General features: G+C 66.4%; 28 protein-coding genes. 23 read left to right on the top strand and 5 right to left on the bottom strand.

Annotated features, from left to right (window positions below):
* Nucleotides 1-403: 403 nt before the first annotated feature.
* Genes DN388_RS05340 through DN388_RS05285 form a run of 12 tightly spaced genes read left to right on the top strand, consistent with a single transcriptional unit; the run spans nucleotide 404 to nucleotide 11,050 of the window.
* The gene (locus DN388_RS05340; RefSeq protein WP_254997342.1) at nucleotides 404-2,044 is read left to right on the top strand and encodes a lipoprotein UxpA; all 1,641 of its coding nucleotides are present in this window, start codon (nucleotides 404-406) and stop codon (nucleotides 2,042-2,044) included.
* Entirely contained in the window at nucleotides 2,041-2,466 is a 426-nt protein-coding gene (locus DN388_RS05335; protein ID WP_254997340.1) for a pilus assembly protein PilZ, read from the top strand. Before DN388_RS05340 ends, DN388_RS05335 begins: the two co-directional genes overlap by 4 nt.
* 4 nt (nucleotides 2,467-2,470) lie before the next feature.
* Complete coding sequence (gspD, locus tag DN388_RS05330) at nucleotides 2,471-4,426, top strand: type II secretion system secretin GspD (protein WP_058541458.1); 1,956 nt, start codon at nucleotides 2,471-2,473, stop codon at nucleotides 4,424-4,426.
* A gap of 5 nt (nucleotides 4,427-4,431) precedes the next feature.
* Nucleotides 4,432-5,880 (top strand): GspE/PulE family protein, encoded by a 1,449-nt coding sequence (locus DN388_RS05325; protein ID WP_078480108.1) that lies wholly within the window; start codon nucleotides 4,432-4,434, stop codon nucleotides 5,878-5,880.
* 3 nt (nucleotides 5,881-5,883) lie between these two features.
* Complete coding sequence (gspF, locus tag DN388_RS05320) at nucleotides 5,884-7,086, top strand: type II secretion system inner membrane protein GspF (RefSeq protein WP_058541460.1); 1,203 nt, start codon at nucleotides 5,884-5,886, stop codon at nucleotides 7,084-7,086.
* A gap of 13 nt (nucleotides 7,087-7,099) precedes the next feature.
* Nucleotides 7,100-7,534, top strand: coding sequence for a type II secretion system major pseudopilin GspG (gene gspG / locus DN388_RS05315; protein WP_043860627.1), 435 nt, complete (start codon nucleotides 7,100-7,102; stop codon nucleotides 7,532-7,534).
* Between the two features lie 2 nt (nucleotides 7,535-7,536).
* Nucleotides 7,537-7,977 carry a type II secretion system minor pseudopilin GspH gene (gene gspH / locus DN388_RS05310; RefSeq protein ID WP_058541462.1) on the top strand — a complete coding sequence of 147 codons (441 nt, stop codon included), beginning with the start codon at nucleotides 7,537-7,539 and terminating at the stop codon, nucleotides 7,975-7,977.
* Complete coding sequence (locus tag DN388_RS05305; RefSeq protein WP_054915043.1) at nucleotides 7,974-8,342, top strand: type II secretion system protein; 369 nt, start codon at nucleotides 7,974-7,976, stop codon at nucleotides 8,340-8,342. Before gspH ends, DN388_RS05305 begins: the two co-directional genes overlap by 4 nt.
* Complete coding sequence (locus DN388_RS05300) at nucleotides 8,339-8,926, top strand: prepilin-type N-terminal cleavage/methylation domain-containing protein (protein WP_254997307.1); 588 nt, start codon at nucleotides 8,339-8,341, stop codon at nucleotides 8,924-8,926. Before DN388_RS05305 ends, DN388_RS05300 begins: the two co-directional genes overlap by 4 nt.
* Nucleotides 8,923-10,023: a type II secretion system protein GspL gene (locus DN388_RS05295; protein ID WP_254997305.1), complete on the top strand. Its 1,101-nt coding sequence runs from the start codon at nucleotides 8,923-8,925 to the stop codon at nucleotides 10,021-10,023. The genes DN388_RS05300 and DN388_RS05295 overlap by 4 nt, the downstream gene beginning before the upstream one ends.
* On the top strand, nucleotides 10,020-10,406 hold the full coding sequence (gene gspM, locus DN388_RS05290; RefSeq protein ID WP_254997296.1) for a type II secretion system protein GspM: 387 nt from the start codon (nucleotides 10,020-10,022) through the stop codon (nucleotides 10,404-10,406). The genes DN388_RS05295 and gspM overlap by 4 nt, the downstream gene beginning before the upstream one ends.
* 20 nt (nucleotides 10,407-10,426) lie before the next feature.
* The gene (locus DN388_RS05285; RefSeq protein WP_196932090.1) at nucleotides 10,427-11,050 is read left to right on the top strand and encodes a general secretion pathway protein GspN; all 624 of its coding nucleotides are present in this window, start codon (nucleotides 10,427-10,429) and stop codon (nucleotides 11,048-11,050) included.
* 88 nt (nucleotides 11,051-11,138) lie between these two features.
* On the opposite strand, the gene DN388_RS05280 is transcribed toward DN388_RS05285, so the two are convergent.
* Complete coding sequence (locus DN388_RS05280; protein ID WP_054915039.1) at nucleotides 11,139-11,696, bottom strand: murein L,D-transpeptidase family protein; 558 nt, start codon at nucleotides 11,694-11,696, stop codon at nucleotides 11,139-11,141.
* Nucleotides 11,697-11,730: 34 nt separating this feature from the next.
* A complete protein-coding gene (locus DN388_RS05275; protein WP_043863174.1) occupies nucleotides 11,731-12,279 on the bottom strand; it encodes an NUDIX hydrolase in 549 nt (182 codons plus the stop codon).
* A 131-nt stretch (nucleotides 12,280-12,410) separates the two neighbouring features.
* Here DN388_RS05275 and DN388_RS05270 point away from each other — a divergent pair, with 131 nt between their 5' ends.
* The 5 genes from DN388_RS05270 to purT all read left to right on the top strand — a co-directional run bounded on the left by DN388_RS05270 (nucleotide 12,411) and on the right by purT (nucleotide 15,570).
* A complete protein-coding gene (locus tag DN388_RS05270) occupies nucleotides 12,411-13,010 on the top strand; it encodes a CoA pyrophosphatase (protein WP_254997292.1) in 600 nt (199 codons plus the stop codon).
* Nucleotides 13,011-13,050: 40 nt separating this feature from the next.
* Entirely contained in the window at nucleotides 13,051-13,575 is a 525-nt protein-coding gene (locus tag DN388_RS05265; RefSeq protein WP_054915036.1) for a gamma carbonic anhydrase family protein, read from the top strand.
* Nucleotides 13,575-13,787, top strand: coding sequence for a DUF1289 domain-containing protein (locus DN388_RS05260; protein WP_043863177.1), 213 nt, complete (start codon nucleotides 13,575-13,577; stop codon nucleotides 13,785-13,787). The genes DN388_RS05265 and DN388_RS05260 overlap by 1 nt, the downstream gene beginning before the upstream one ends.
* Nucleotides 13,788-13,849: 62 nt before the next feature.
* Entirely contained in the window at nucleotides 13,850-14,317 is a 468-nt protein-coding gene (locus tag DN388_RS05255; RefSeq protein ID WP_054915035.1) for a VUT family protein, read from the top strand.
* Between the two features lie 71 nt (nucleotides 14,318-14,388).
* On the top strand, nucleotides 14,389-15,570 hold the full coding sequence (gene purT, locus DN388_RS05250) for a formate-dependent phosphoribosylglycinamide formyltransferase (protein ID WP_054915034.1): 1,182 nt from the start codon (nucleotides 14,389-14,391) through the stop codon (nucleotides 15,568-15,570).
* A gap of 100 nt (nucleotides 15,571-15,670) precedes the next feature.
* On the opposite strand, the gene DN388_RS05245 is transcribed toward purT, so the two are convergent.
* The 3 genes from DN388_RS05245 to DN388_RS05235 all read right to left on the bottom strand — a co-directional run bounded on the left by DN388_RS05245 (nucleotide 15,671) and on the right by DN388_RS05235 (nucleotide 19,068).
* Nucleotides 15,671-16,981 carry an MFS transporter gene (locus tag DN388_RS05245; RefSeq protein WP_043863180.1) on the bottom strand — a complete coding sequence of 437 codons (1,311 nt, stop codon included), beginning with the start codon at nucleotides 16,979-16,981 and terminating at the stop codon, nucleotides 15,671-15,673.
* A gap of 73 nt (nucleotides 16,982-17,054) precedes the next feature.
* A complete protein-coding gene (locus DN388_RS05240) occupies nucleotides 17,055-18,254 on the bottom strand; it encodes a transporter associated domain-containing protein (RefSeq protein WP_210015289.1) in 1,200 nt (399 codons plus the stop codon).
* A 10-nt stretch (nucleotides 18,255-18,264) separates the two neighbouring features.
* Nucleotides 18,265-19,068, bottom strand: coding sequence for an inner membrane protein YpjD (locus tag DN388_RS05235; RefSeq protein ID WP_162484878.1), 804 nt, complete (start codon nucleotides 19,066-19,068; stop codon nucleotides 18,265-18,267).
* Between the two features lie 205 nt (nucleotides 19,069-19,273).
* On the opposite strand from DN388_RS05235, the gene ffh reads away from it, so the two are divergent.
* The 6 genes from ffh (at nucleotide 19,274) to DN388_RS05205 (ending at nucleotide 23,335) form a co-directional block, all read left to right on the top strand.
* Entirely contained in the window at nucleotides 19,274-20,650 is a 1,377-nt protein-coding gene (gene ffh, locus DN388_RS05230) for a signal recognition particle protein (RefSeq protein WP_043863183.1), read from the top strand.
* A gap of 238 nt (nucleotides 20,651-20,888) precedes the next feature.
* Nucleotides 20,889-21,140 carry a 30S ribosomal protein S16 gene (gene rpsP / locus DN388_RS05225; protein WP_028942918.1) on the top strand — a complete coding sequence of 84 codons (252 nt, stop codon included), beginning with the start codon at nucleotides 20,889-20,891 and terminating at the stop codon, nucleotides 21,138-21,140.
* Between the two features lie 5 nt (nucleotides 21,141-21,145).
* Nucleotides 21,146-21,682: a ribosome maturation factor RimM gene (gene rimM, locus DN388_RS05220; protein WP_043863184.1), complete on the top strand. Its 537-nt coding sequence runs from the start codon at nucleotides 21,146-21,148 to the stop codon at nucleotides 21,680-21,682.
* Between the two features lie 3 nt (nucleotides 21,683-21,685).
* Complete coding sequence (trmD, locus tag DN388_RS05215; protein ID WP_043863185.1) at nucleotides 21,686-22,438, top strand: tRNA (guanosine(37)-N1)-methyltransferase TrmD; 753 nt, start codon at nucleotides 21,686-21,688, stop codon at nucleotides 22,436-22,438.
* Between the two features lie 42 nt (nucleotides 22,439-22,480).
* The gene (gene rplS / locus DN388_RS05210; RefSeq protein ID WP_043863186.1) at nucleotides 22,481-22,831 is read left to right on the top strand and encodes a 50S ribosomal protein L19; all 351 of its coding nucleotides are present in this window, start codon (nucleotides 22,481-22,483) and stop codon (nucleotides 22,829-22,831) included.
* A 96-nt stretch (nucleotides 22,832-22,927) separates the two neighbouring features.
* Nucleotides 22,928-23,335 carry an acyl-CoA thioesterase gene (locus tag DN388_RS05205; RefSeq protein WP_043863187.1) on the top strand — a complete coding sequence of 136 codons (408 nt, stop codon included), beginning with the start codon at nucleotides 22,928-22,930 and terminating at the stop codon, nucleotides 23,333-23,335.
* Nucleotides 23,336-23,349 lie beyond the last annotated feature (14 nt).

Here is a 23,349-nt window from a genome sequence, read left to right as displayed (position 1 = left end):
AGCCCCCGCCGCTGTCGAAGCAGCCGCTCAGGCCTGTCCCTGCAATCATCGCGATCGCGGCACCGAGGCTGCCGCGCACCACGCTGCGGCGGCTCAGGTAGGCATCCAGGACAGTCGCCATTGGCAGGTTGCCACTGGTGTTGCGGTCCAGGTTGTCGCCGGTGTCTCGACTCATCTCTTCATATCCTTGTTGGGTGAAGTGGCTTCTACGGAAACCGGCACTGTAGAGAGCGAGTGTGATGATTGATTGGCAGTTTTGTGAACAGACCTTTAAGGAAATGAATCCTTACCATTTGATTTGGATGGGGTTTTGTACGCCCTGTCGAATAACTGCCATCAAACTGTAATCCCCTCGCCGCACTATCCGCTGCGACAGTTGATCAGCCCGAGGGCGATGGAGTAGATGGCGAGCATGTACAGACGCGATGTGTTGGGCTGGATGGGCGTTGGCGCAATGGCGCCGCTGCTGACCGCCTGTTCCAGCCTGGCCACACCGTCGACGGCAGAGGCCGGCACGGTGGAGCTGCTGTATTTCGCCGACACCCTGGATGCGCGCCAGCCCGGCATGCCCGTGGTGCCGGCGACGCGCCTGGGGCCGGTCAGCCACCTTGGCCAGGCACCGTGGATGAGCGGTATCAATGCCCGCCAGGGGCGTGCCGAGCTCAACCCGCTGCTCGACGCCAGCCTTGCCGAAGGCGTACAGACCGGCGGGTATGCGGTGTTGGGTGCCCTGCTCGAACAGCTGCGCGAGGCGGCGGGGCGGGGCAACTGCCTGACCCTGGAAAATGGCCAGGGCTGGAACGGCAGTGGCCTGGCCTACCTGACCCAGGGCGCCAGTGGCGTGCAGGGCAGCCGGATGCTGGGCAGCGAGGTACGCGTGAGCAGCGATGAGCGGGTGCTGTGGCCGCGCCAGTGCGCCGGCCTGTATCGCCAGTACGGTCAGGCCGTGCTTGGTGCGGGGCTGGCCCCCGAACGCGCCCAGGCCCTGGGCACGCCGGCCTTCACTGTGCTGCACCGCGGCGGCGTGCGGGTGGCGGTGGTCGGCATTACCGACCCGTACGCCCGCGACCAGAACGCATCCCTCAAACAGTGGTATCAGGCGCTGCTGCCGGCCTTCGAACAGGCACGCCAGGCGGCGGACCTGGTGATCGCCCTGGCGGACGTGGGCACCGGCCCCGGGCTGTGGCTGGCCGAGCGTCTGAGCGATGCCGACCTGCTGCTGTGCGCCCGTGGCCAGGACCTGTGGCCGCAGCCTGTCTCGGTACTGCAGGCCAGCGGCAAGCAGGTGCCGGTGCTGCTGGCCGGCAACCGTGCCAGCGGCGTGTTCGCGGTGAACTGCCTGCATCGCGACGGGCGCTGGCAGTTCACCGCGCAGTTTCATCCCGCCTTCGAACACCGCCTCACGCCGGCTGCCCGCGCGCGGGTCGAGCCGTTGCGCGCGCAGTTGCAGCAACAGCGCGCCGGGCATGCCGCCTGGCTCGACCAACCCCTGGCACAGGCACCGCAAAACCTGTGGCGACGCGATACCCGTGGCGGCAGCTGGGACAACCTGCTGCACCAGGCGCTGGCCGATGACAGCGGGGCACCGGTGCTGTTGCCGGGGCTGCGCTACGACAGCCCGCTGGCGGCCGGCCAGCCGATCACCCGCGAACACCTGATCAGCCTCACCGGCAGCTACCCGGCCCCGGTGGTGCAGGTGCCGGCGCGCCAGGTACAGCAGGTGCTGGAAAACGCTGCCGAGCAACTGTTCGGCACGCCGCTGCTGCTCGACAACAGCCAGGATTTGCCGCGCTGGTTTGGCGCGCCCTGGCAGGTCAGCTACAGCCCGGGCGGCAAACGGGTCTCCGGGGTAGCCGCACAGGATGGCCAGTGCCGCACCTTCGGCCTGCAATTCGACAGCGACGCCGGCGAGCCACTGTGGCAGCGGGTGGAAGCATGGCTGGCGCAGCAGCCCCCGGGCTGGCAGTTGCCGCCGCTGGCCCTGCCGCAGGTGCGTTACGTCCAGGGCCACCCTGGCTGGCACCCGCGCGGGCTGGCCAGTTGATCAGCCCGGGCCGCGTGCTCGACGGCGTGCTGTTGAGCCTGGCCGGCTGGCTGGCTGCGCAGTGCGTGCTGCTGGCCGCCCGCGCGCCGCTGCCGGCGCCGGCCGCAGAGGCCGAACCGGCTGCGCTGCCCGGCCTGCTGGTCGGGCATTGGCAGGCGCCGCCGGCCAGTGACGCGCTGCCGCTCACGCGCTTGCCCGTGCATTACCTGGGCGGCCTCAAGGCCGTGCCCGCCAGCGCCACAGTGGTGGTGCTGCGCTACGAGCAGGCGGTGCGTACCTACGTTCGCGGCCAGCGCCTGGCACCGGGCATCGTGCTGCAGGACATCGATGACGATGGCCTGATTTTCGACAACCAGGGGCGGCGCGAGCGCTTGCCCTGGCCGCCACGGCCCGCCGTGACCGGCTTCAAGCGCCAAGGATGAAGGGATGATCGCAAGATTCTGCGTGGCTGGCGTACTGGCCCTGGGGCTCAACCTGGCCTGGGCGTTCGACGAGCCCGAAGCGGTAGCGGACGAAGACGGTACACCGCTGTACGAGGTGAATTTCGTCGACACCGACCTGGGCGAGTTCATCGACAGCGTGTCGCGCATCACCGGGACCACGTTCATCGTCGACCCGCGGGTAAAAGGCAAGGTCACGGTACGTACGGTGGACCGTCACGACAGCGAGGCGATCTACGATATCTTCCTGGCCCAGCTGCGGGCCCAGGGCTTTGCTGCAGTGGACCTGCCCAACGGCAGCGTGAAGATCGTGCCCGATCAGGCGGCGCGGCTGGAGCCGGTGCCCGTCGAGAGCGGGCGCAAGGCTCAGGCCGGCAGCGATGGCATCGCCACCCGGGTGTTCAACGTGCGCAACGCCGCCAGCGAACAGATGCTGGCGATCCTCAAGCCGCTGATCGACCCCCGTGTGGGGGTGATCACGCCGTACCCGGCCGCCAACCTGCTGGTGGTGACCGACTGGCGCAGCAACCTGGAGCGCATCGACAGCCTGCTGCGCCAGCTCGATCAGGTCAGCGAGGAACCGCTGCAGGTGATGCCGCTGCACCATGCCAGTGCCAGCGATACCAGCCAGTTGATCACCCGCCTGCTGGCCCGCGAGCAGGGCGCCGACAGTGCCCAGGTGGTCGCCGACCCGCGCAGCAATGCCCTGCTGGTGCGCGGCAGTGCCGACAGCCGCGAGCGCGTGCGTGCCTTGCTGGCGCAGCTGGACCGCCCCGGCGACGCATTGCGCAGCTCCAACACTCAGGTGATCTACCTGCGTCACGCCAATGCCGGCGAGGTGGTCAAGGTGCTGCGCAGCCTCAGCCAGGATGCCGGCGCTGCGCCGGGCGAAGCTGACAAGGACGCCAAGGCGCCCGTGCCGGTCAACCTTTCGGGCATTCGCCTGGAATACGAGGAGGGTACCAACGCCGTGGTCATGGTCGGGCCCGACAGCGAGCTGGCGGCCTACCGCACCATCGTCGAGCAACTGGACATCCGCCGTGCGCAGGTGGTGGTCGAGGCGATCATCGCCGAAGTGTCCGACTCGCGGGCCCAGGAGCTGGGCGTGCAGTGGCTGTTCGCCGACGAGAAATTCGGTGCCGGCGCAGTCAACTTCGGTACCGGCGGTGCCAGCATCACCGGCATTGCCGGGGCCGTGGCCAGCGGCGACAACGCGGCGCTGGGCAAACTGTTGTCGGGCGTGAACGGCGTGACGGCCGGCATCGGCAACTTCGGCGGCGGCTTCAACTTCGCCATGCTGGTCAATGCACTCAAGAGCAACAGTGGCTTCAACCTGCTGTCGACCCCGACCCTGCTGACCCTGGACAACGCCGAGGCGTCGATCCTGGTCGGCCAGGAAGTGCCCTTCGTGACCGGCTCGGTAACCCAGGACAACACCAACCCCTACCAGACCATCGAGCGCAAGGAGGTCGGTGTAAAACTGCGCATCAAGCCGCAGATCAACAGTGACAACACCGTGCGCCTGGACATCGTGCAGGAGGTCTCGTCGATTGCCGACACCGCTGCGGCCAGCGACGTGATCACCAACAAGCGCGAGATCAAGACCAAGGTCATGGTCGAGGACAACGGCCTGATCATTCTCGGCGGGCTGATCAGCGACGAGGTCACCTCCAGCCATCAGAAGGTGCCGTTTCTGGGGGATATCCCCGGTCTGGGCCGGTTGTTCCGCTCCGATGCCAGCCGTGGCGTGAAGCAGAACCTGATGGTGTTCATCCGCCCGCGGATCCTGCGTGACGGGGCCAGCCTGACCAGCCTCAGCAGCGAAAAATACCGCAACCTGCAACAGACCACGCCGCTTGCCCTGCCCAGCCTGGCCGATGGCAGCGAGTTGCTGCGGGTGTTCCCGGCCAGCCGCCAGCGCCTGGACGAGGGCACCTGGTGAAGCCGTTGCTGCCCTATCGCCTGGCGCGCCAGGGCGGGCTGGCCATGGCGCCTGGCGCCGACGGCTGGAGCCTGTGGCTGCGCCCGGATGTCGACAGCGACCAGTTGCACGAGCTGCTGCGGGTGTATGGCGCGCCCCAGACCGTGTGCCATTTCGACGCGGGGGAGTTCGACACGCGCCTGGGCCAGTTGTACCAGGCCGGCGAGAACGCCACGGCGGCGCTGATCGAGGGCATTGGCGAACAGGTCGACCTGGACGGCCTGATCAGCGAGATGCCGCGGGTCGAGGACCTGCTCGAAAGCGATGACGAAGCCCCGGTGATCCGCCTGATCAACGGGCTGTTCGGCGAGGCGCTGCGTCAGCAGGCCTCGGACATCCATGTGGAAACCTTCGAGCAGAGCCTGGTGGTGCGCCTGCGGGTCGACGGCCACCTGCGCGAGGTGCTGCGCCCGCCACGTGCGCTGTCGGCCATGCTGGTGTCGCGGATCAAGGTCATGGCGCGCCTGGACATCGCCGAGAAGCGCCAGCCCCAGGACGGGCGCATCACCCTGCGCTCGGGTGGGCGCGAGGTCGATGTACGTGTCTCGACGCTGCCGGGTATCCACGGCGAGCGAGTGGTGATGCGCGTGCTCGACAAGCAGGCCAGCCTGCTCTCGCTGGGCAACCTGGGCATGCCCGGTGCCGTCGAGGCGGGCCTGCGCGCCTGCCTGGGGCGACCCAACGGCATCGTGCTGAGCACCGGCCCGACCGGTTCGGGCAAGACCACCACGCTGTACGCCAGCCTCAACAGCCTGAACGACGGCAGCCGCAATATCCTCACCGTCGAGGACCCGGTGGAGTACGCCATCACCGGCATCGGCCAGACCGCCATCAACCCGCGTGCCGGGCTGACCTTTGCCAGCGGTTTGCGCGCGATTCTGCGCCAGGACCCGGATGTGATCATGCTTGGCGAAATCCGCGACCGCGAAACCGCGCAGATTGCGGTGCAGGCCAGCCTCACCGGCCACCTGGTGCTTTCGACCCTGCACACCAACAGTGCGGTGGGCGCGGTGACGCGTCTGCGCGACATGGGCGTGGAGCCTTTTCTGATTGCCTCGTGCCTGCGCGGGGTCATGGCCCAGCGCCTGGTGCGGCGCCTGTGCAGTTGCGCCGTGGCGCAGCCATTGCAGGCGGCCGAGCGGGCGTTGTGGCCGGAGCTGGTCGAGCTTGAGCACAGTTATCACGCAGTGGGCTGCGCGCAGTGTCAGGGCAGCGGCTATCGCGGCCGGCTGGGGCTGTATGAGTTCATCGAGCTGGACGCCGGGCTGATCGGCCTGCTGTATGACGGGGCCAGTGAGGTGGCCATGCAGGCGCATCTGCAGGGCCGGCGCCAGAGCCTGGCCGGCATGGCCAGCGAGTGCCTGCGCCAGGGCCAGACGAGCCTGGCCGAAGTGCTGCGCGCGGTGCAGGGCTGAGCCATGCCGACCTACCGATACCAGGCCGTTGACCTCGCCGGGCGCACCCTCAAGGCCAGCCTGCAGGCCGAAAGCGAGCGCCATGCCCGCCAGTTGCTGCGCGAGCAGGGGCTGTTCGCGCGCCAGTTGCAGGTGCAGGGCAACGCGCAGGTGTTGCCACGGCGCCAGCGCGTGAGCCGCGCACAGCTGTGTGAACTGACCCGGCAACTGGCCACGCTGACAGGGGCCGGCATTGCATTGGTGGATGCCCTGGCCACCCTTGAGCGGCAGTTGGTGGAGCCGGCCCTGCGCAATCTGCTGGTGGGGGTGCGCGGCGCGCTGGCAGAGGGGCTGGGCCTGGCCCGCAGCCTGGCACGCCAGGGCGGGGTGTTTTCAACGCTGTACTGCGCGCTGGTCGAGGCCGGCGAACGCTCAGGGCGCCTGGCCCAGGTGCTGGAACGCCTGGCCGACCACCTTGAGCAGGTGCAGCGCCAGCAGCACAAGGCGCGTACCGCGCTGATCTACCCGTGCGTGCTGATGGGGGTGTCGCTGGCGGTGGTGGTCGGCCTGATGAGCTTCGTGGTGCCCAGGCTGACCGAACAATTCGCCCATTCCGGGCAGAGCCTGCCGTTGATCACGCGCCTGCTGATCGGCGCCAGCGAAGCGCTGTTGCTGGCCGGGCCGTGGCTGCTGGGCGCCGCGGTGCTGGGTGCGGCAGGCGCGGCGCGGCTGCTGCGTCGGCCGCACTGGTGCCTGCGCCGTGACGACCTGCTGTTGCGCCTGCCGCGCGTGGGTGCGCTGCTGCGGGTGCTGGAAAGCGCGCGGCTGTCGCGCAGCCTGGCGATTCTGGTCGGCAGCGGGGTACCGCTGCTCGAAGCCTTGCAGGTGGCCACCGCCACCCTGGAAAACCGACGCATTCGCCTGGCGCTGGAGCGGGTGCAGGTCGATGTGCAAGGCGGCGTCAGCCTGCACCGCGCGCTGGATGCCAGCGGGCAGTTCCCGCCGATGCTGCTGAACATGGTCGCCAGCGGCGAGGCCAGCGGCACCTTGCCCGACATGCTCGAGCGCGTGGCCGACAACCAGGAGCGCGGCTTTGCCCGTCAGGTCGACACCGTGATGGCGTTGTTCGAGCCGCTGATGATCCTGGTCATGGGCGCGGTGGTGCTGTTCATCGTGCTGGCGGTGCTGTTGCCGATCATGCAGCTCAACCAGGGCCTCACACTTTAATAGGAGCACTACCATGCAGACACGACGTTCCCGCCAGCACGGCTTCACCCTGATGGAAATCATGGTGGTGATCTTCATCATCGGCCTGTTGATCGCGCTGGTGGCGCCCAGTGTGCTGGGCAGCCAGGACAAGGCCATGAAGCAGAAGGTGATGGCCGACCTGTCGAGCCTGGAGCAGGCGCTGGACATGTACCGCCTCGACAACCTGCGCTTCCCCACCGCCGAGCAGGGGCTGTCGGCCCTGGTGAGCAAGCCGCAGGCCGAGCCGGTGCCGCGTGCCTGGCGGGCCGATGGCTATATTCGCAGGCTCCCGCAGGACCCGTGGGCCACACCGTACCAGTACCGGGCGCCGGGGCAGCATGGGCGCATCGACATCTATTCGCTGGGTGCCGACGGGGTGGAGGGCGGCGAGGGGATCGATGCCGACATCGGTAACTGGGACCTCTAGGCATGCCGGCCCAGCGTGGCTTCACCCTGCTGGAACTGCTGGTGGTGATCGCCATCGCCGGGTTGATGAGCGCCCTGGCGGTGGCCTCGCTCGACGGTGCCAAGGCGCCTTTGCACCAGGCCCTGGAGCGCCTGGCCGCGGCGTCGCGGGCGCAGGCCGACCTGGCCCTGCATGGCGGGCAGGTGCGCGGCCTGCGCTGGAACGGGCAGCGGCCCGAGTTCGTGCGCCTGGTCGAGGGCGACCAGTGGCAGGTGGAGCCGGTGGCGCTGGGCGAGTGGCCGGCCGGGCTGCGCCCGGACTGGCCTGCGGGCAGCACGCCACGGGTGATGTTCACCCCCTCCGGGCTGGCCCGGCCGGTGAGGCTGGAATGGCGCTGGGCCGAGGGCCGACAGCGCTGGCACTGGCGTCATGCTGCCGGCCTGCAGGTAGTGAACGTGCCATGAAGGCTCGCCAGCGTGGTTTCACTCTGCTCGAAGTGAGCGTGGCCCTGGGCATCGCCGCGACCATGGCGATCATCAGCAGCCAGGTACTGCGCCAGCGCCTGGTGGTGCAGCAGGGCGTGCAGCAGCATTGGTTGGGCAGCCTGTGTGCCCGGGAACTGCAGGCGCGCTTTGTGGTGGAGCAGTACTGGCCGGCGCAGGCACTGAGTAGCGGCGAGCTGCGTCAGGGGCCGGGCACCTGCCACTGGCGGTTGCAACTGGGTTCCACCGGCGTGCGCAACCTGCGCGGTGGCGAACTGCGCCTGTTCGCCGACCGCGATGAACGTGAACCGCTGGGTCAGTACCGCCTGTTTCTGGTGCGCCCGTGAGGCGCAGGCAGCAGGGCCTGACCCTGCTCGAACTGCTGGTGGCGCTGGCACTGACCGCTGTACTGGGCGTGCTGCTGGCGGCGCTGGTCAATGGCTGGCTGAGCGTACGTGAGCGACTCGACCAAGCGCCGCAGGCGAGCCCGGTGCTGAGCTTCTGCCTGGGGCTGGAGCGCCGCTTCGACGCCACGGTGCTGCGCCAGTTGTACGAGCAGCGCCTGCCGCTGGCCTTGAATTGGCTGGACTGGCAGCCTGCCGAGTTGCAGCTGCAATGGGTGGCGCTGACGGCGTGGCCGGCGGCCGAAGGCGGCTCGCGCTTGCAGCGCCAACGCCTGCGCTATGACCGGCGCGATGCACGCCTGCTGCTGGAGACCTCTGCCGACCTGTATGCCGTCGAGCGCCCGCACTGGGTGCTGCGCGACAGCCTGGCCGGGGTGTCCAGCCCCGTTTTCGAGTTTCGCCAGGGCAGCCGTTGGCTGGCCTGGCCCTCTGCCGAACGCGCTGCGCCCGATCGTGGTGTACGGCTCGAGTTCCAGCGTGATGGAGCCCCCTATGTGTGTACGTTTGCCCTGCCGGAGAGCCAATGATTGACATTCGATACTGGCGACGGCGCCAGCCTGGGTCGTGGTTGCTGGTGCGCCCCGATGAGGCCGGCTGGAGCTGGCTGCAGGTGAGGGCCGGTGAGGTGCTGCGCGCGGGGCACGGGCAACCGCCGGAAGGTGCCGATCGCGTGGCGCTGGTGGTGCCGGGCAGTGAATGCGCGCACTTCCATTTGCAGGCGCCGCCGGGTCTCAAGCGTGAAGAGTGGCCATTGCTGCTTGAAGATCGCGTGTTGCAGCCAGCCGAGGCGATCCATGTCGGTTGTGTGTCGCGAGGTTCGGGATGGCTTGAGCTGGCGGTGATTGACCGGCAACGCCTGGCGGGTTGGTTGCAGGCTTGCCAGGGCTGGGGCCTGCAGGTCGAGCGCTGCTGGGCGGAGTTCCAGCTGCTGCCGGAGCTTGCCCCCGGCGATGCCTGGTGCTGGCGACGCAGCCCGGACCTTAGCCTGTTCAAGAGTTGCGGCGCCGACCGGCGCCAGGCGTGGCTGGCCTGGCCGACGGCGCTGGGGGCAACCCCGCCGCCGGTGTGGTGTGACCGGCAGGTGCAGGCATTCGAGGGCGCGTGGCCGGCGTCGCTGGCGGCGCTGGAACGTCTGCCCGGCCTGTTCGAGCTGCGCCGCACGCCCCGCGCGCGACCGCACCTGGCACAGGGGCAACGGCGCCTGGCGATGGCCTGCGCCGTGCTGGGTGTGGTGTGGTGTGGCCTGTGGCTCGGCCTGCAGTGGCGCCAGGCCACGCTGTACAAGGCGCAGGTGGTGGCCGTGACCGGGCCGCTGAGTACCCCGCGCCAGGCTACGCAGTGGCTCAAGCGCGAGCGCCAGACGCGGGATGAGCGCAACCTGCGACTGCGCCAGCTGGAGGCATTGCAGGGCGCCATGGTGCAGTGGCTTTCGGCGCAGCCTGGCTGGCGGCTGCAGCGTGCGCGGTTTGATGGCACACGCTGGACCTTGCAGTTGCAGGGTGCGCAGGCACCGTCGGACACGCCGTGGGCTGCCATGGCCGCCAGTGCCGGGGCGCAGGTGGCGGTGCAGCCGACCACGGCAGATGCCGTGCAACTGGTGTTCGACCTGGGGGCAGGAGCATGAGCAGCGTCACCGCACGGCGCTGGTTGATGCCGCTGGCCTGGACCGCAGTGGCCCTCTTGCTGTTGAGCCTGGTGGTGCGCGAAGGCCTTGGCCAATGGCGCGAGCTTTCGCAGTGGCGCGAACTGGCCGCCTCGGCGACGGCCATGCACTCAGGCGCCGAGGTGACGCTGGAGCGATTGCAGCAGTCGGCTGCGGCGCAGCAGCTCGTGCTCAGCGACGTGCAGCCGGTTGACGCGGGGTGGCAGGTGCGCGGCCAGGTCAAGGACGAGCGGCGGCTTCAGGCGTGGTTGCTGAGCTTGCAGCGTGAAGGCGTTCAGCCGCTTCAATGGGGGCTGGAGCAGGCGTCGTCGGGCCTGAGTTTCGATCTGGTGCTGGCGCGATGAGCCGCAGGAGGTTGGGGTGGATGCTGTTGGTGTTCTGCCTGACGTTGCTGGCGGGGTTGCCGGCGCGCTGGTTGTTCAAGGCTGCGCCGTGGCCTGCGCAGGGCGTGGCCGGTAGCGTGTGGCAGGGGCAGGCCGGGCGGATCGGCGACGTTGGCCCGTTGAGCTGGCAGGTGCGCCCGTGGGCGGTGCAGGTGCAGGCAGGGTATCAGGGCCAGCGCTGGGGGCTGGTATTGCGCGGCTGGCCGTGGGACTGGCAAGCGAGCGTCACGCCGCAGGGGCCGGCCAGCCGTGTGGCTTCGGCGTATCGCCTGGGGGGTGAGTGGTCGGGGCAACTGGCACTGAGTGGGCGTGGCGCGCGGTGCGTGAGCGGGCAGGGTGCGCTGGTGGCGGATCAGTTGGCCCTGGTGGCGCCATGGACGCTGGCCCTGGGGCGCGGCGAGGTGCGCGTGGTGTGCAACGAAGGCTGGCGGCTATCGGCGCGACTGGCGGCGGCGGGTCAGCACCACCTGGCGCTGGACGCGGGGGTGGCAGGCGGTACGCTGCAAGGGCAGGTGGAGCAGGGGGCGGCACTGTATCCGGTGCTGGTCGGCGGGCAGTGGCTGCAGGCCGGAGAGCACGCGGTGCGGTGGTCCTTCAACTGGTGATTCGCCAGTGGGCGCTTTTTCGCCGGCAAGGCCGGCTCCTGCAGGTCTGGGGGGCGGCAGGTAGGAGCCGGCGAAGGGGCACGCTCGGTCAGGGCCGAATCTCGATCAGCGTGCCGTCGCTGACCAGGTTCCACACTTCGCGCATGTCGCGGTTGGTCATGGCGATGCAGCCTTCGGTCCAGTCCAGGGTGTGGAACAGCGCCTCGGGGTAGTCCGCACTGTCCGGGGTGCCGTGGATCATGATCATGCTGCCCGGCTTCACCCCTTCGCGGCGGGCACGGGCTGAGTCGCTGACATTGGGGTAGGAGACGTGGATGGCCAGGTTGTAACGGTCGGACACCTTGCGCCAGTCGAGCCAGTACAGCCCCTCAGGCGTGCGCTTGTCGCCCTCGCGCAGCTTGGCACCGGTGGGCTGCTTGCCCAGCGAGATACGGTAGCTCTTCATCGAGGTGTCGCCGCTCATCAGTTGCAGGCGGCGTTCGGACTTGATCACCAGCACCTTGTCGATCAACGGGGCGCCGGAGGGGGTGGGCGCCGGGGTCGAGGGCGTCACCTGGCCAAGCGGTTTTCGCACAATGGTTTCGGTGAACGCCGCCTGGGACACCGACGCCACACCGAGGCAGAAGAGGGCAAGCAACCAGCGCATGAAACGGTATCCCTGAAAGTGGCGACGTTGGGGTTCAAGTGAGCGGTTCGACCCGCGGGGACAGGCATTCGGTGCGTACCGGGTAATGCTGCCCCTGGCGGTCGAGATAGTAGCATTCTAGGGCACGACTCACGGTCCTGAAAGCCAGCTCGTCCCAGGGGATCTCGCTTTCCTCGAACAGGCGCACTTCCAGGCTCTCGACGCCCACCGCAAATGCCAGGTCGGCCAGCTCGGCGCGGTAGAACACGTGCACCTGGTTGATGTGCGGCAGGTCGAACAGCTGGTACAGGGCCATCGGCCCCAGGCGCGCACAGGCTTCCTCGTCGGCCTCGCGGCGGGCGGCGTGCTCCATGGTCTCGCCGTTTTCCATGAAGCCGGCCGGCAGGGTCCAGTAGCCACGTCGCGGCTCGATGGCGCGTCGGCACAGCAGCACCTGGCTGCCATGGCTGGGCAGCACGCCGGCGACGATATTGGGGTTCTGGTAATGGATGGTGTGGCAATGATCGCAGACATGACGCAGGCGGTTGTCGCCGTCGGGGATGCGATGAGTGACCGGTTTGCCGCACGCACTGCAGTAATTCATGCTTATCTTCCTGGTGGCTGCGCCTATCTTCGCGCCAGTGCGCGCAGGCCCGCAAGCGCGATTGTCGCGGGGGCTTGGGCGGGCTGCGCCTTTGGTGCATCATGCAGAGACCCGACAGAACGAGAGAGACCATGCTGGACGAGTTACTTCGCCGAATGAGCAATCACACGCCGGGCACCCTGGAGACCGATCGTCGGTTCCCCGAGGCTGCCGTGTTATTGCCCATCACCCGCAGCGAGTCGCCCGAACTGGTGCTGACCCTGCGCGCCAAGGGGCTCTCGACCCATGGCGGCGAAGTGGCCTTCCCCGGCGGGCGGCGAGACCCCGAAGACCCGAACCTGGTGTTCACCGCGCTGCGCGAGGCCGAGGAGGAAATCGGCCTGCCGCCCGGGCTGGTCGAAGTCATCGGCCCGCTGAGCCCGCTGGTTTCGTTGCACGGGCTGAAGGTCACGCCGTTTGTCGGGCTGATTCCCGACTATGTCGAGTACCGCGCCAACGATGCCGAGATTGCCGCGGTGTTCAGCGTGCCGCTGGAGTTCTTCCGCCAGGACCCGCGCGACCATACCCACCGCATCGACTACCAGGGCCGCAGCTGGTACGTGCCCAGCTACCGTTTCGGCGAGTACAAGATCTGGGGCCTGTCGGCGATCATGATCGTCGAGCTGGTCAACCTGCTTTACGATGCGCGCATCAGCCTGCACCATCCGCCTGAGCGCACCCCTACAAGATGAGCGGGCCCACCCGCCGCCTTCCCACCGTGAGGAACCACGCATGAAATACCGTCTGGGCGACCTGCGCGTCGAAACCCACCCACAGAGCTGGGTAGCGCCCACCGCCACGCTGATCGGCAAGGTACGCCTGCAGGCGGGGGCCAACGTCTGGTTCGGCGCGGTGCTGCGCGGCGACAACGAGCTGATCGACATCGGCGAGAACAGCAACGTGCAGGACGGTACGGTGATGCACACCGACATGGGCTGGCCACTGACCCTGGGCAAGGGCGTGACGGTCGGCCACAACGCCATGCTGCATGGCTGCACGGTCGGCGACTACAGCCTGGTGGGCATCGGTGCGGTGATCCTCAATGGTGCGCGCATCGGCAAGCACTGCATCATCGGCGCCAATGCGCTGGTGCCCGAGGGGCGCGAGATTCCCGATGGGTCGCTGGTGGTCGGCTCGCCGGGCAAGGTGGTGCGCGAACTGACCCCGGCGCAGCAGCAACTGCTCGAGGCCAGCGCTGCCCACTATGTGCACAACGCCCAGCGCTATGCCCGTGACCTTGTACCCCAGGAGGACTGATGAGCAGCCCTGAACGACCGGTGGCCTCGCCTTGCGTGCACATCTGCGCGCTGGACGAGCAGGATATCTGCACCGGCTGCCAGCGCACCGCCAGCGAGATCACGCGCTGGGGCCGCATGGCCAACGACGAACGACGCCAGGTGCTGGTGCTGTGCCATGAGCGCGCCGTGGCGGCGGGGCTGGTGATGACGGTGGGCAAGGCCGCCGGCTGATCCCGGGCTTGGCCGTGCGGGGGCACTCAAGTACCCTGTACGGCTTGCCAACCGGTGTTTCTATGTTCTTTCTGATTGCTTATATCGCCAGCGTGGTGCTGATCAACTACGCGTTCTCCAGTGCCCCGCACCTGGACGTCATCTGGTCCGCCTGGGGCGGGCTGGTGTTCATCCTGCGCGACATGGTGCAGACCCGCTTCGGCCACGGCGCCCTGCTGGCCATGCTTGGCGCCCTGGTGCTGTCCTATATCACCTCCGACCCTGCCATCGCCCTGGCCAGCGCCACCGCGTTCGCGGTATCGGAGCTGATCGACTGGCTGGTGTTCAGCATCACCAAGCGCCCGTTGCATGACCGCCTGTGGCTGAGCTCGGCGCTGAGCATCCCGCTGGACACCTTCATCTTCTTCGGCATGATCGGCGCACTGACCCCGGCCGTGGTCGGTACCGCGCTGGGCTCCAAGTTCGCCGGGGTGACGGTGGTGTGGCTGGCGATGGCCTGGCGCGCACGCAAGAACGCCTGCGCCATGTAAAATGGCGCTTCTTTTCACCGGGTTGCACCGTGCTGGGGCGGCCCTGGATTCCTTCCCTCTGAGGACCTGAGATGACCCGTATCGGAACCCCCTTGTCGCCGACCGCGACCCGAGTACTGCTGTGTGGCTGTGGCGAACTGGGCAAGGAAGTGGTGATCGAGCTGCAACGCCTGGGCGTTGAAGTGATTGCCGTGGACCGTTACGCCGATGCCCCGGCCATGCAGGTGGCGCACCGCAGCCACGTGATCAACATGCTCGATGGCGCCGCCCTGCGCGCAGTGATCGAGGCCGAGCAGCCGCACTACATCGTGCCGGAAATCGAAGCCATCGCCACCGCCACCCTGGTTGAGCTGGAAGCCGAAGGCTTTACCGTGGTGCCGACCGCACGCGCCGCGCAGCTGACCATGAACCGCGAGGGCATCCGCCGCCTGGCCGCCGAGGAGCTGGACCTGCCAACCTCGCCTTACCACTTTGCCGACACCTTCGAAGACTACCGCAAGGCCGTCGAAGACCTCGGCTTCCCGTGTGTGGTCAAGCCGGTGATGAGCTCGTCGGGCAAGGGCCAGAGCCTGCTCAAGGGCGTCGATGACGTGCAGGCTGCCTGGGACTATGCCCAGGAAGGCGGGCGTGCCGGCAAGGGCCGGGTCATCATCGAGGGCTTCATCGACTTCGAGTACGAGATCACCCTGCTCACCGTGCGCCATGTGGGCGGCACCACCTTCTGCGCGCCGGTCGGGCATCGCCAGGAGAAGGGCGATTATCAGGAGTCGTGGCAGCCGCAGGCGATGAGCCCCAAGGCGCTGGCCGAGTCCGAGCGCGTGGCGCGTGCGGTGACCGAGGCCCTGGGTGGTCGCGGCATGTTCGGCGTGGAGCTGTTCGTCAAGGGCGACCAGGTGTGGTTCAGCGAAGTCTCGCCGCGCCCGCACGACACTGGCCTGGTGACCCTGATCTCCCAGGACCTGTCGCAGTTCGCGCTGCATGCGCGGGCGATCCTGGGCCTGCCGATTCCGCTGATTCGCCAGTTCGGGCCGTCGGCTTCGGCAGTGATTCTGGTGGAAGGCACTTCGCAGCAGACCGCCTTCGCCAACCTCGGCGCGGCGCTGAGCGAGCCGGACACCGCGCTGCGCCTGTTCGGCAAGCCAGAGGTGAATGGCCAGCGGCGCATGGGCGTGTGCCTGGCGCGTGACGAGTCGATCGAAGCCGCGCGGGCCAAGGCGACCCGGGCTTCGCAGGCAGTCAACGTAGAGCTGTAAGGCTTCGATACTTCATCGCGGGTCAGGCCCGCTCCCACAGGGACAGTGATGATGCCTGTGGGAGCGGTCTGACCCGCGATAGCTGCGCAGCAGCCTGTCTTCAGAGTTCCGTATGCCGGGTCTCTTTCAGGCACAGCACTGCAATCAGGCTCAGTACTGCTGCCGCCGACACATACCCGCCCACCCAGCTCAGGCCGCCCATGGCCACCAGCTTCTGTGCAAAGAACGGCGCCGCCGAGGCCCCGACGATCCCGCCCAGGTTGTACGCCGCCGAGGCCCCGGTATAGCGCACGTGCGTGGGGAACAGCTCAGGCAGCAGCGCCCCCATCGGCGCGAACGTCACCCCCATCAGAAACAGTTCGATGGCCAGAAACAACGCCACGCCCGCGGTCGACCCCGACGTCAGCAGCGGCTCCATGGTGAACCCCGACAGGATGGCCAGCACCCCACCCACGATCAGCACCGGCTTGCGTCCGTACCGGTCGCTCAGCCAGGCCGACAGCGGCGTGGCCAGGGCCATGAACACCACCGCAAAGCACAGCAGTGCCAGAAAGGTCTCGCGGCTGTAGCCAAGGGTCGATACCCCGTAGCTCAGCGAGAACACCGTCGAGATGTAGAACAGCGCATAGCACACCACCATCGCCGCCGCGCCCAGCAGGGTCGGCGCCCAGTACTGTGCGAACAGCTCGACCACCGGCATCTTCACCCGCTCGTGGCGCGCCACGGCCTTGGCGAACACCGGCGACTCCTCGAGCTTGAGCCGCACATACAGCCCCACGATCACCAGCGCGGCGCTGAGCAGGAACGGAATGCGCCAGCCCCAGCTGCGGAACTGCTCGTCGGAAAGGGTCATGGCCAGGGTCAGGAACAGGCCGTTGGCCGCCAGAAAGCCGATCGAAGGGCCCAGCTGCGGGAACATGCCGAACCACGCCCGCTTGCCCTTGGGCGCGTTCTCGGTGGCCAGCAGCGCTGCACCGCCCCATTCGCCGCCCAGCCCCAGGCCCTGGCCGAAGCGCAGCAGGCACAGCAGGATCGGCGCCCAGGCGCCAATGCTGTCGTAACCCGGCAGCACGCCGATCAGCGTGGTGCAGATGCCCATCAGCAGCAGCGAGGCCACCAGCGTCGACTTGCGGCCGATGCGGTCGCCAAAATGGCCGAACAGCGCCGAACCCAGCGGGCGCGCCAGAAACGCGATGCCGAAGGTGAGGAAGGCCGAGAGCATCTGCGCGGTGCCCGAGGTCTGCGGGAAGAACACCGGGCCGATCACCAGGGCCGCTGCCGTGGCGTATACGTAGAAGTCGTAGAACTCGATGGCGGTGCCGATAAAGCTGGCCGTGGCTACCCGGGCGGGCGAGTTGACTGGGGGCGCTGCGGTTTCATCGTTGTTGTTATAGGTGCTGCTGGTCGTCATGAACGTTTCCCTGTCGAGTGCTGCGAAGGCTCCGGCACCTGCCGCGGGCAAGCGCCGGCGGGCTCGAGTATAGCTAGCGGGAAACGGTCCAGACCAGTATGCGGCTGGCGCAATTGTCCTCGGTTTCGAGGATTTCCATGCGATAACGGCCCATTTTCAGGCACACCGCGCTGGCAGGGATGCTTTCCAGCGCCTCGGTCACCAGGCCGTTCAGGGTTTTCGGGCCGTCGCTGGGCAGGTGCCAGCCCAGGCTGCGGTTGAGCTCGCGGATCGAAATGTTGCCCTCGATCACGTAGCGCCCATCGGGCTGCGGGTGAATGTGCGGGTTGTCCAGGCTGTGCTCTTCCTCGAACTCGCCCACGATCTCTTCAAGAATGTCTTCCAGGGTGACGATGCCCTGCACTTCGCCATATTCGTCCACCACCACGCCCAGGCGCCGCTGCTGTTTGTGAAAGTTCAGCAGCTGCAACTGCAGCGGGGTGCTTTCGGGCACGAAGTATGGCTCGTAGCACGCCGCCAGCAGGTTGGCCAGGGTCAGCTCGGCCTTGGGCAGCAGGTGGCTGATCTGACGCGTGTTGAGGATCGCCTCGACCTGGTTGATATCACTGTGGAACACCGGCAGGCGGGTGTGACGGCTGACGATCAGTTGCTCGATGATCTTTTCGATCGGCTCGTCGAGGTTGATCCCGTCGACATCGTTGCGCGGCACCAGGATGTCGTTGACCGTCACCTTGTCCAGCGCCTGAAGGCTGCCGAGCAGGTCGCTCCTGTGCTGGGCATGTTCCTCGTCCGGCGTACCGGAGGCACCGGGGGTGTCGTGGCGATTGTCATGCTGGGTGACGGCCGTGACCTTGCCCGCGAAGGGGCGCAGCAACAGGCGTGCAACGCCATCGAGCAGCCAGGCCAGTGGCTGCAGCAGCATGAGCGGCACCTTGAGCAGGCTCTCGCCCAGGCCCAGCAGGGCGTCGGGGTAGCGTCGGGCCAGCTGGCGGGGGAGGTAGTCGGTGAGCACCAGCACGGCCAGTGCCGCTGCCGCGCAGGCCAGCCAGAAGCCGCGCTCGCCGGCATGGGCAAAGCCCAGCAGCGAGGCCAGGGCGAACACCAGCAGCTTGCCCAGGGTGGCGCCCAGCATCAGTGCACGTTCGCTTCTGGGGCCATTGCGGCGGGTGCCGCCCTGTTGCTGCTGGGCGGCATCCACTGCGCTGAACAGCGCCGACCACACCAGGGTCAGTGCCAGTACCGCGACCTGTGGGCCTAACGGCAGAGTGTTCATAGGTCGCCTGTCAGATATGCAGAATGAATTCGCGTACCAGCTTGCTGCCGAAATACGCCAGCATCAGCAGGCAGAAACCGGCCAGGGTCCAGCGGATCGCCTTGTGACCGCGCCAGCCCAGGCGGGTGCGGCCCCACAGCAGGACGCCGAAGACGATCCAGGCCACGCAGGCGAGCAGGGTCTTGTGCACCAGGTGCTGGGCGAACAGGTTGTCCAGGAACAGCCAGCCGGAGATCAGCGACAGCGACAGCAGCGCCCAGCCGGCCCACAGGAAGCCGAACAGCAGGCTCTCCATGGTCTGCAGCGGCGGGAAGTTGCGGATCAGGCCCGAGGGGTGCTTGTGCTTGAGCTGGTAATCCTGCACCAGCAGCAGCAAGGCCTGGAACACCGCGATGGTGAACAGCCCGTAGGCCAGGATCGACAGCAGGATATGCGCCAGGATGCCGGGCTCCTCGTTGACCAGCGGCACCGTGCCCGAGGGCGCGAACTGCGCCATCAGCGCGGTCAGCAGGCCCAGCGGGAACAGCAGCAGCAACAGGTTCTCCACCGGGATGCGCAGGGTGGCGACCAGGGTCAGGGCAATCACTGCGGTGGCGATCAGGCTGGCGGCGCTGAAGAAGTCCAGGCTCAGGCCCAGCGGCGTGAGCAGCTGCCAGCACAACGCGGTGCCCTGAGCGACCACGGCGAAGGCGCCGAGCATTCCGAGCAGCCGCTTGTCGGCCTTGGTGCCTCGGGCCAGGCGGGTGCCTTGATAGAAAATCGCGGCGGCGTACAGGCAGGCGGCGATCAGATTGGGTAGCAAGCTGGGTGACAAGGGGAGCATAAGTCCTGTTAGGCAAGCCCGAAAGGCCCTGAGTTTGGCATACAACGCGCCTGCCAAGGAAGACTGGTGGCCGACGCCATGGTGTGCGCGTGCGCGAGTCTTCGCTATAATCGCCGGCCTGCCCTTGCCCAAGGCTGGCCGAATGCGCCAGGGGCAGCTGATAAACCTCGGTTCTACAGAGCCTGAAAGGATCCCCATGTTTGAAAACCTGACCGACCGTCTGTCACAGACGCTGCGCCATGTCACCGGTAAAGCCAAGCTCACCGAGGACAATATTAAAGACACCCTGCGCGAAGTGCGCATGGCGTTGCTCGAGGCCGACGTCGCCCTGCCGGTGGTCAAGGATTTCGTCAACAAGGTCAAGGAACGCGCGGTCGGCACCGAGGTGTCGCGCAGCCTGACGCCTGGCCAGGCGTTCGTGAAGATCGTCCAGGCCGAACTCGAAGAGCTGATGGGCGCGGCCAACGAAGACCTCGCGCTCAACAGCGCGCCGCCTGCCGTGGTGCTGATGGCCGGCCTGCAGGGTGCGGGCAAGACCACCACCGCCGGCAAGCTGGCGCGCTTTCTCAAGGAGCGCAAGAAGAAGAGCGTGATGGTGGTGTCGGCCGACGTGTACCGTCCGGCGGCCATCAAGCAGCTCGAAACCCTGGCCAACGACATCGGCGTGACCTTCTTCCCGTCGGACATCACGCAGAAGCCGGTGGCCATCGCCGAGGCGGCGATTCGCGAAGCCAAGCTCAAGTTCATCGACGTGGTCATCGTCGACACCGCCGGGCGTCTGCACATCGATGCCGAGATGATGGGCGAGATCAAGCAGCTGCACGCTGCGGTCAAGCCGATCGAGACCCTGTTCGTGGTCGATGCCATGACCGGCCAGGACGCCGCCAACACCGCCAAGGCATTTGGCGAGGCGCTGCCGCTGACCGGCGTGATCCTGACCAAGGTCGACGGTGATGCCCGTGGCGGTGCCGCGCTGTCGGTACGCGCGATCACCGGCAAGCCGATCAAGTTCATCGGCATGGGCGAGAAGAGCGAAGCGCTCGAACCGTTCCACCCGGACCGCATTGCCTCGCGGATCCTGGGCATGGGCGACGTGCTCAGCCTGATCGAGCAGGCCGAGCAGACCCTGGACAAGGAAAAGGCCGACAAGCTGGCCAAGAAGCTGAAGAAGGGCAAGGGCTTCGATCTCGAGGACTTCCGCGACCAGCTGCAGCAGATGAAGAACATGGGCGGCCTGAGCGGCCTGATGGACAAGATGCCGAGCATCGGCGGCGTCAACCTGTCGCAGATGGGCAATGCCCAGGGCGCGGCAGAGAAGCAGTTCAAGCAGATGGAGGCGATCATCAACTCCATGACCCCGGCCGAGCGCCGCGACCCCGAGCTGATCAGCGGTTCGCGCAAGCGCCGCATCGCCATGGGCTCGGGCACCCAGGTGCAGGACATCGGCCGCTTGATCAAGCAGCACAAGCAGATGCAGAAGATGATGAAGAAGTTTTCCACCAAGGGCGGCATGTCGAAGATGATGCGCGGCCTTGGCGGCATGTTGCCTGGCGGCGGCATGCCCAAGCTGTAACCACATTCAGGCCGGTGCCTCCCGTGGGGCACCGACCGGAACCCCGCCGCTGGCGGGACCCGTGCCGCCTTCTATATACAGAAGCGGCTCATTCGCAGATCAGCACGGCGGCTTGTCGCTCGCCGTTAAAAGGCATTTGCAAAAGTCCGTGTATTCCTTGAGAATATGCGGCCTTTCGGGCGCCCGTGTGCCCGCTGTGCATTATGATTTGCAGCACCGACTACAGGAACGATGTTCTATGCTAACCATCCGTCTTGCCCGTGGCGGCTCCAAAAAGCGCCCATTCTACACCCTGACCGTGACCGACTCGCGTAACCCGGTTACCGGTTCGCACATCGAGCAGGTTGGTTTCTTCAACCCTATCGCTCGTGGCCAGGAAGTTCGCCTGTCCGTTAAGCAGGATCGCGTTGCTCACTGGCTGAGCGTTGGCGCACAGCCATCCGAGCGCGTTGCAAAACTGCTGAAAGATGCTGCTAAGGCTGCTGCCTGAATAGTATGAGCGCGACGCCAGAAAAAGCTGATGACCTGATCGTTGTTGGCAAGATTTTTTCGGTTCACGGCGTTCGCGGCGAGGTGAAGGTCTTTTCCTTTACCGATCCGATTGAAAACCTGTTGGATTACCGCAACTGGACGCTCCGGCGCGAAGGTGTGGTCAAGCAGGTCGAGCTGGTCAGCGGCCGATCCACTCAAAAGGATCTGGTTGCCAAGCTCAAAGGCCTCGACGATCGCGATGAAGCCCGTCTTCTGAGCGGTTACGAGATTTGCATCTCGCGTAGCCTTTTGCCCGACCTGACCGAAGACGAGTACTACTGGTACCAGTTGGTAGGTCTGAAAGTCATCAACCAGGACGAACAGCTGTTCGGCACGGTTGATCACCTGTTGGAGACCGGCGCGAACGATGTAATGGTGGTCAAGCCCTGCGTGGGCAGTCTGGATGATCGTGAACGCCTGTTGCCCTATACCGGGCAGTGCGTGTTGAAGGTCGACCTGGCTGCAGGCGAAATGAGGGTGGAATGGGACGCGGACTTCTAGACGATGGCGAGCCTTCGTGTCGAAGTGATTACGTTGTTCCCCGAGATGTTCTCGGCCATCAGTGAGTACGGCATTACCAGCCGCGCGGTGAAGCAGGGGTTGTTGCAACTGACCTGCCACAATCCGCGGGACTACACCACAGATCGCCACCACACCGTGGATGATCGGCCGTTTGGCGGTGGTCCGGGCATGGTGATGAAGATCAAGCCCCTGGAAGATGCGCTGGTTCAGGCCAGGCAGCAGGCAGGGGAAGCGGCGAAGGTGATCTACCTGTCGCCACAAGGCCGTCAGCTGAATCAGTCGGCGGTACGCGAACTGGCGAATGCAGAGTCGTTGATTCTCATCGCAGGTCGTTATGAAGGCATTGACGAGCGGTTCATTCAGGCTCATGTCGATGAAGAGTGGTCGATTGGCGACTATGTACTGTCTGGCGGCGAGCTGCCGGCGATGGTCCTGATCGATGCGGTTACGCGGCTGCTGCCCGGAGCTTTAGGGCATGCGGACTCGGCGGAGGAAGACTCCTTCACCGATGGTCTGCTCGATTGCCCGCACTACACCCGACCGGAGGTGTATGCGGATCAGCGTGTTCCCGACGTGTTGCTCAGTGGCAACCATGCACACATCCGGCGCTGGCGTTTACAGCAGTCCCTTGGGCGGACCTATGAACGACGCGTCGATCTTCTGGAAAGTCGCTCACTTTCTGGAGAAGAGAAGAAGCTGCTCGAGGAGTATCTCCGAGAGCGGGACGATAGTTAACGTATCGATGGTGGGTCTGACGACCTATCTTAGGAGCACAGCATGACCAACAAAATCATTCTGCAACTCGAAGCCGAGCAGATGACCAAAGAGATCCCGACCTTTGCCCCAGGCGACACTGTTGTCGTTCAGGTGAAAGTGAAGGAAGGCGACCGTTCGCGTCTGCAGGCGTTCGAAGGTGTTGTTATCGCCAAGCGTAACCGTGGTGTGAACAGTGCTTTCACTGTTCGTAAAATCTCCAACGGTGTTGGCGTAGAGCGTACTTTCCAGACCTACAGCCCGCAGATCGACAGCCTGGCCGTGAAACGTCGTGGTGACGTGCGTAAAGCCAAGCTGTACTACCTGCGCGACCTGTCCGGCAAAGCCGCTCGCATCAAGGAAAAACTGGCCTGAGGCTAGTTTGACCGGCGGGCACGGGACCGCCATGCGAAAAGAAAGCAGCCTTCGGGCTGCTTTTTTGTTGTCCGTCATTCGTGTTTCAGAGATGTCATGAACAGTAGAGAGCAAGAGATCCAGCGCCGTACCCAGTTGTCGGTGACCCGCGTGACCAAGGCGGTGTTCCCCTCGACCACCAACCATCACAACACCCTGTTCGGCGGCACCGCGCTGGCGTGGATGGACGAGGTGTCGTTCATTGCCGCCACGCGCTTCTGCCGCTTGCCGCTGGTGACGGTGTCGACCGACCGCATCGACTTCAAGCACCCGATTGCCGCCGGCTCGATCGTGGAACTGGTGGGGACGGTGGTGAAGGTGGGTACCACCAGCCTGAAGGTCGAGGTGGAGGTGTTTGTCGAAAGCATGAGCTGCGACAGTCGCGAGAAGGCGATTCACGGGTTGTTCAGCTTCGTCGCCATCGACGAAGACAAGCGGCCGGTGCCGGTGTTGCCCGGCTTCTGAACGGCCAACAAGCC

Source organism: Pseudomonas sp. S12(2018), assembly GCF_024355235.1.
GTDB lineage: Bacteria > Pseudomonadota > Gammaproteobacteria > Pseudomonadales > Pseudomonadaceae > Aquipseudomonas > Aquipseudomonas palmensis.
This window is presented reverse-complemented; position numbering and strand designations above follow the sequence as displayed.

Coding starts and splice junctions, on each gene's coding strand:
- DN388_RS05305 (WP_054915043.1), top strand. CDS start 7,974: ATGAAGGCTCGCCAGCGTGGTTTCACTCTGCTCGAAGTGAGCGTGGCC.
- rplS (WP_043863186.1), top strand. CDS start 22,481: ATGACCAACAAAATCATTCTGCAACTCGAAGCCGAGCAGATGACCAAA.
- DN388_RS05275 (WP_043863174.1), bottom strand. CDS start 12,279: ATGAATTACTGCAGTGCGTGCGGCAAACCGGTCACTCATCGCATCCCC.
- rimM (WP_043863184.1), top strand. CDS start 21,146: ATGAGCGCGACGCCAGAAAAAGCTGATGACCTGATCGTTGTTGGCAAG.
- DN388_RS05245 (WP_043863180.1), bottom strand. CDS start 16,981: ATGACGACCAGCAGCACCTATAACAACAACGATGAAACCGCAGCGCCC.
- ffh (WP_043863183.1), top strand. CDS start 19,274: ATGTTTGAAAACCTGACCGACCGTCTGTCACAGACGCTGCGCCATGTC.
- DN388_RS05255 (WP_054915035.1), top strand. CDS start 13,850: ATGTTCTTTCTGATTGCTTATATCGCCAGCGTGGTGCTGATCAACTAC.
- gspD (WP_058541458.1), top strand. CDS start 2,471: ATGATCGCAAGATTCTGCGTGGCTGGCGTACTGGCCCTGGGGCTCAAC.
- DN388_RS05295 (WP_254997305.1), top strand. CDS start 8,923: ATGATTGACATTCGATACTGGCGACGGCGCCAGCCTGGGTCGTGGTTG.
- rpsP (WP_028942918.1), top strand. CDS start 20,889: ATGCTAACCATCCGTCTTGCCCGTGGCGGCTCCAAAAAGCGCCCATTC.
- purT (WP_054915034.1), top strand. CDS start 14,389: ATGACCCGTATCGGAACCCCCTTGTCGCCGACCGCGACCCGAGTACTG.
- DN388_RS05205 (WP_043863187.1), top strand. CDS start 22,928: ATGAACAGTAGAGAGCAAGAGATCCAGCGCCGTACCCAGTTGTCGGTG.
- DN388_RS05270 (WP_254997292.1), top strand. CDS start 12,411: ATGCTGGACGAGTTACTTCGCCGAATGAGCAATCACACGCCGGGCACC.
- DN388_RS05340 (WP_254997342.1), top strand. CDS start 404: ATGGCGAGCATGTACAGACGCGATGTGTTGGGCTGGATGGGCGTTGGC.
- DN388_RS05260 (WP_043863177.1), top strand. CDS start 13,575: ATGAGCAGCCCTGAACGACCGGTGGCCTCGCCTTGCGTGCACATCTGC.
- gspG (WP_043860627.1), top strand. CDS start 7,100: ATGCAGACACGACGTTCCCGCCAGCACGGCTTCACCCTGATGGAAATC.
- gspH (WP_058541462.1), top strand. CDS start 7,537: ATGCCGGCCCAGCGTGGCTTCACCCTGCTGGAACTGCTGGTGGTGATC.
- DN388_RS05265 (WP_054915036.1), top strand. CDS start 13,051: ATGAAATACCGTCTGGGCGACCTGCGCGTCGAAACCCACCCACAGAGC.
- DN388_RS05280 (WP_054915039.1), bottom strand. CDS start 11,696: ATGCGCTGGTTGCTTGCCCTCTTCTGCCTCGGTGTGGCGTCGGTGTCC.
- DN388_RS05240 (WP_210015289.1), bottom strand. CDS start 18,254: ATGAACACTCTGCCGTTAGGCCCACAGGTCGCGGTACTGGCACTGACC.
- gspF (WP_058541460.1), top strand. CDS start 5,884: ATGCCGACCTACCGATACCAGGCCGTTGACCTCGCCGGGCGCACCCTC.
- DN388_RS05285 (WP_196932090.1), top strand. CDS start 10,427: ATGCTGTTGGTGTTCTGCCTGACGTTGCTGGCGGGGTTGCCGGCGCGC.
- trmD (WP_043863185.1), top strand. CDS start 21,686: ATGGCGAGCCTTCGTGTCGAAGTGATTACGTTGTTCCCCGAGATGTTC.
- gspM (WP_254997296.1), top strand. CDS start 10,020: ATGAGCAGCGTCACCGCACGGCGCTGGTTGATGCCGCTGGCCTGGACC.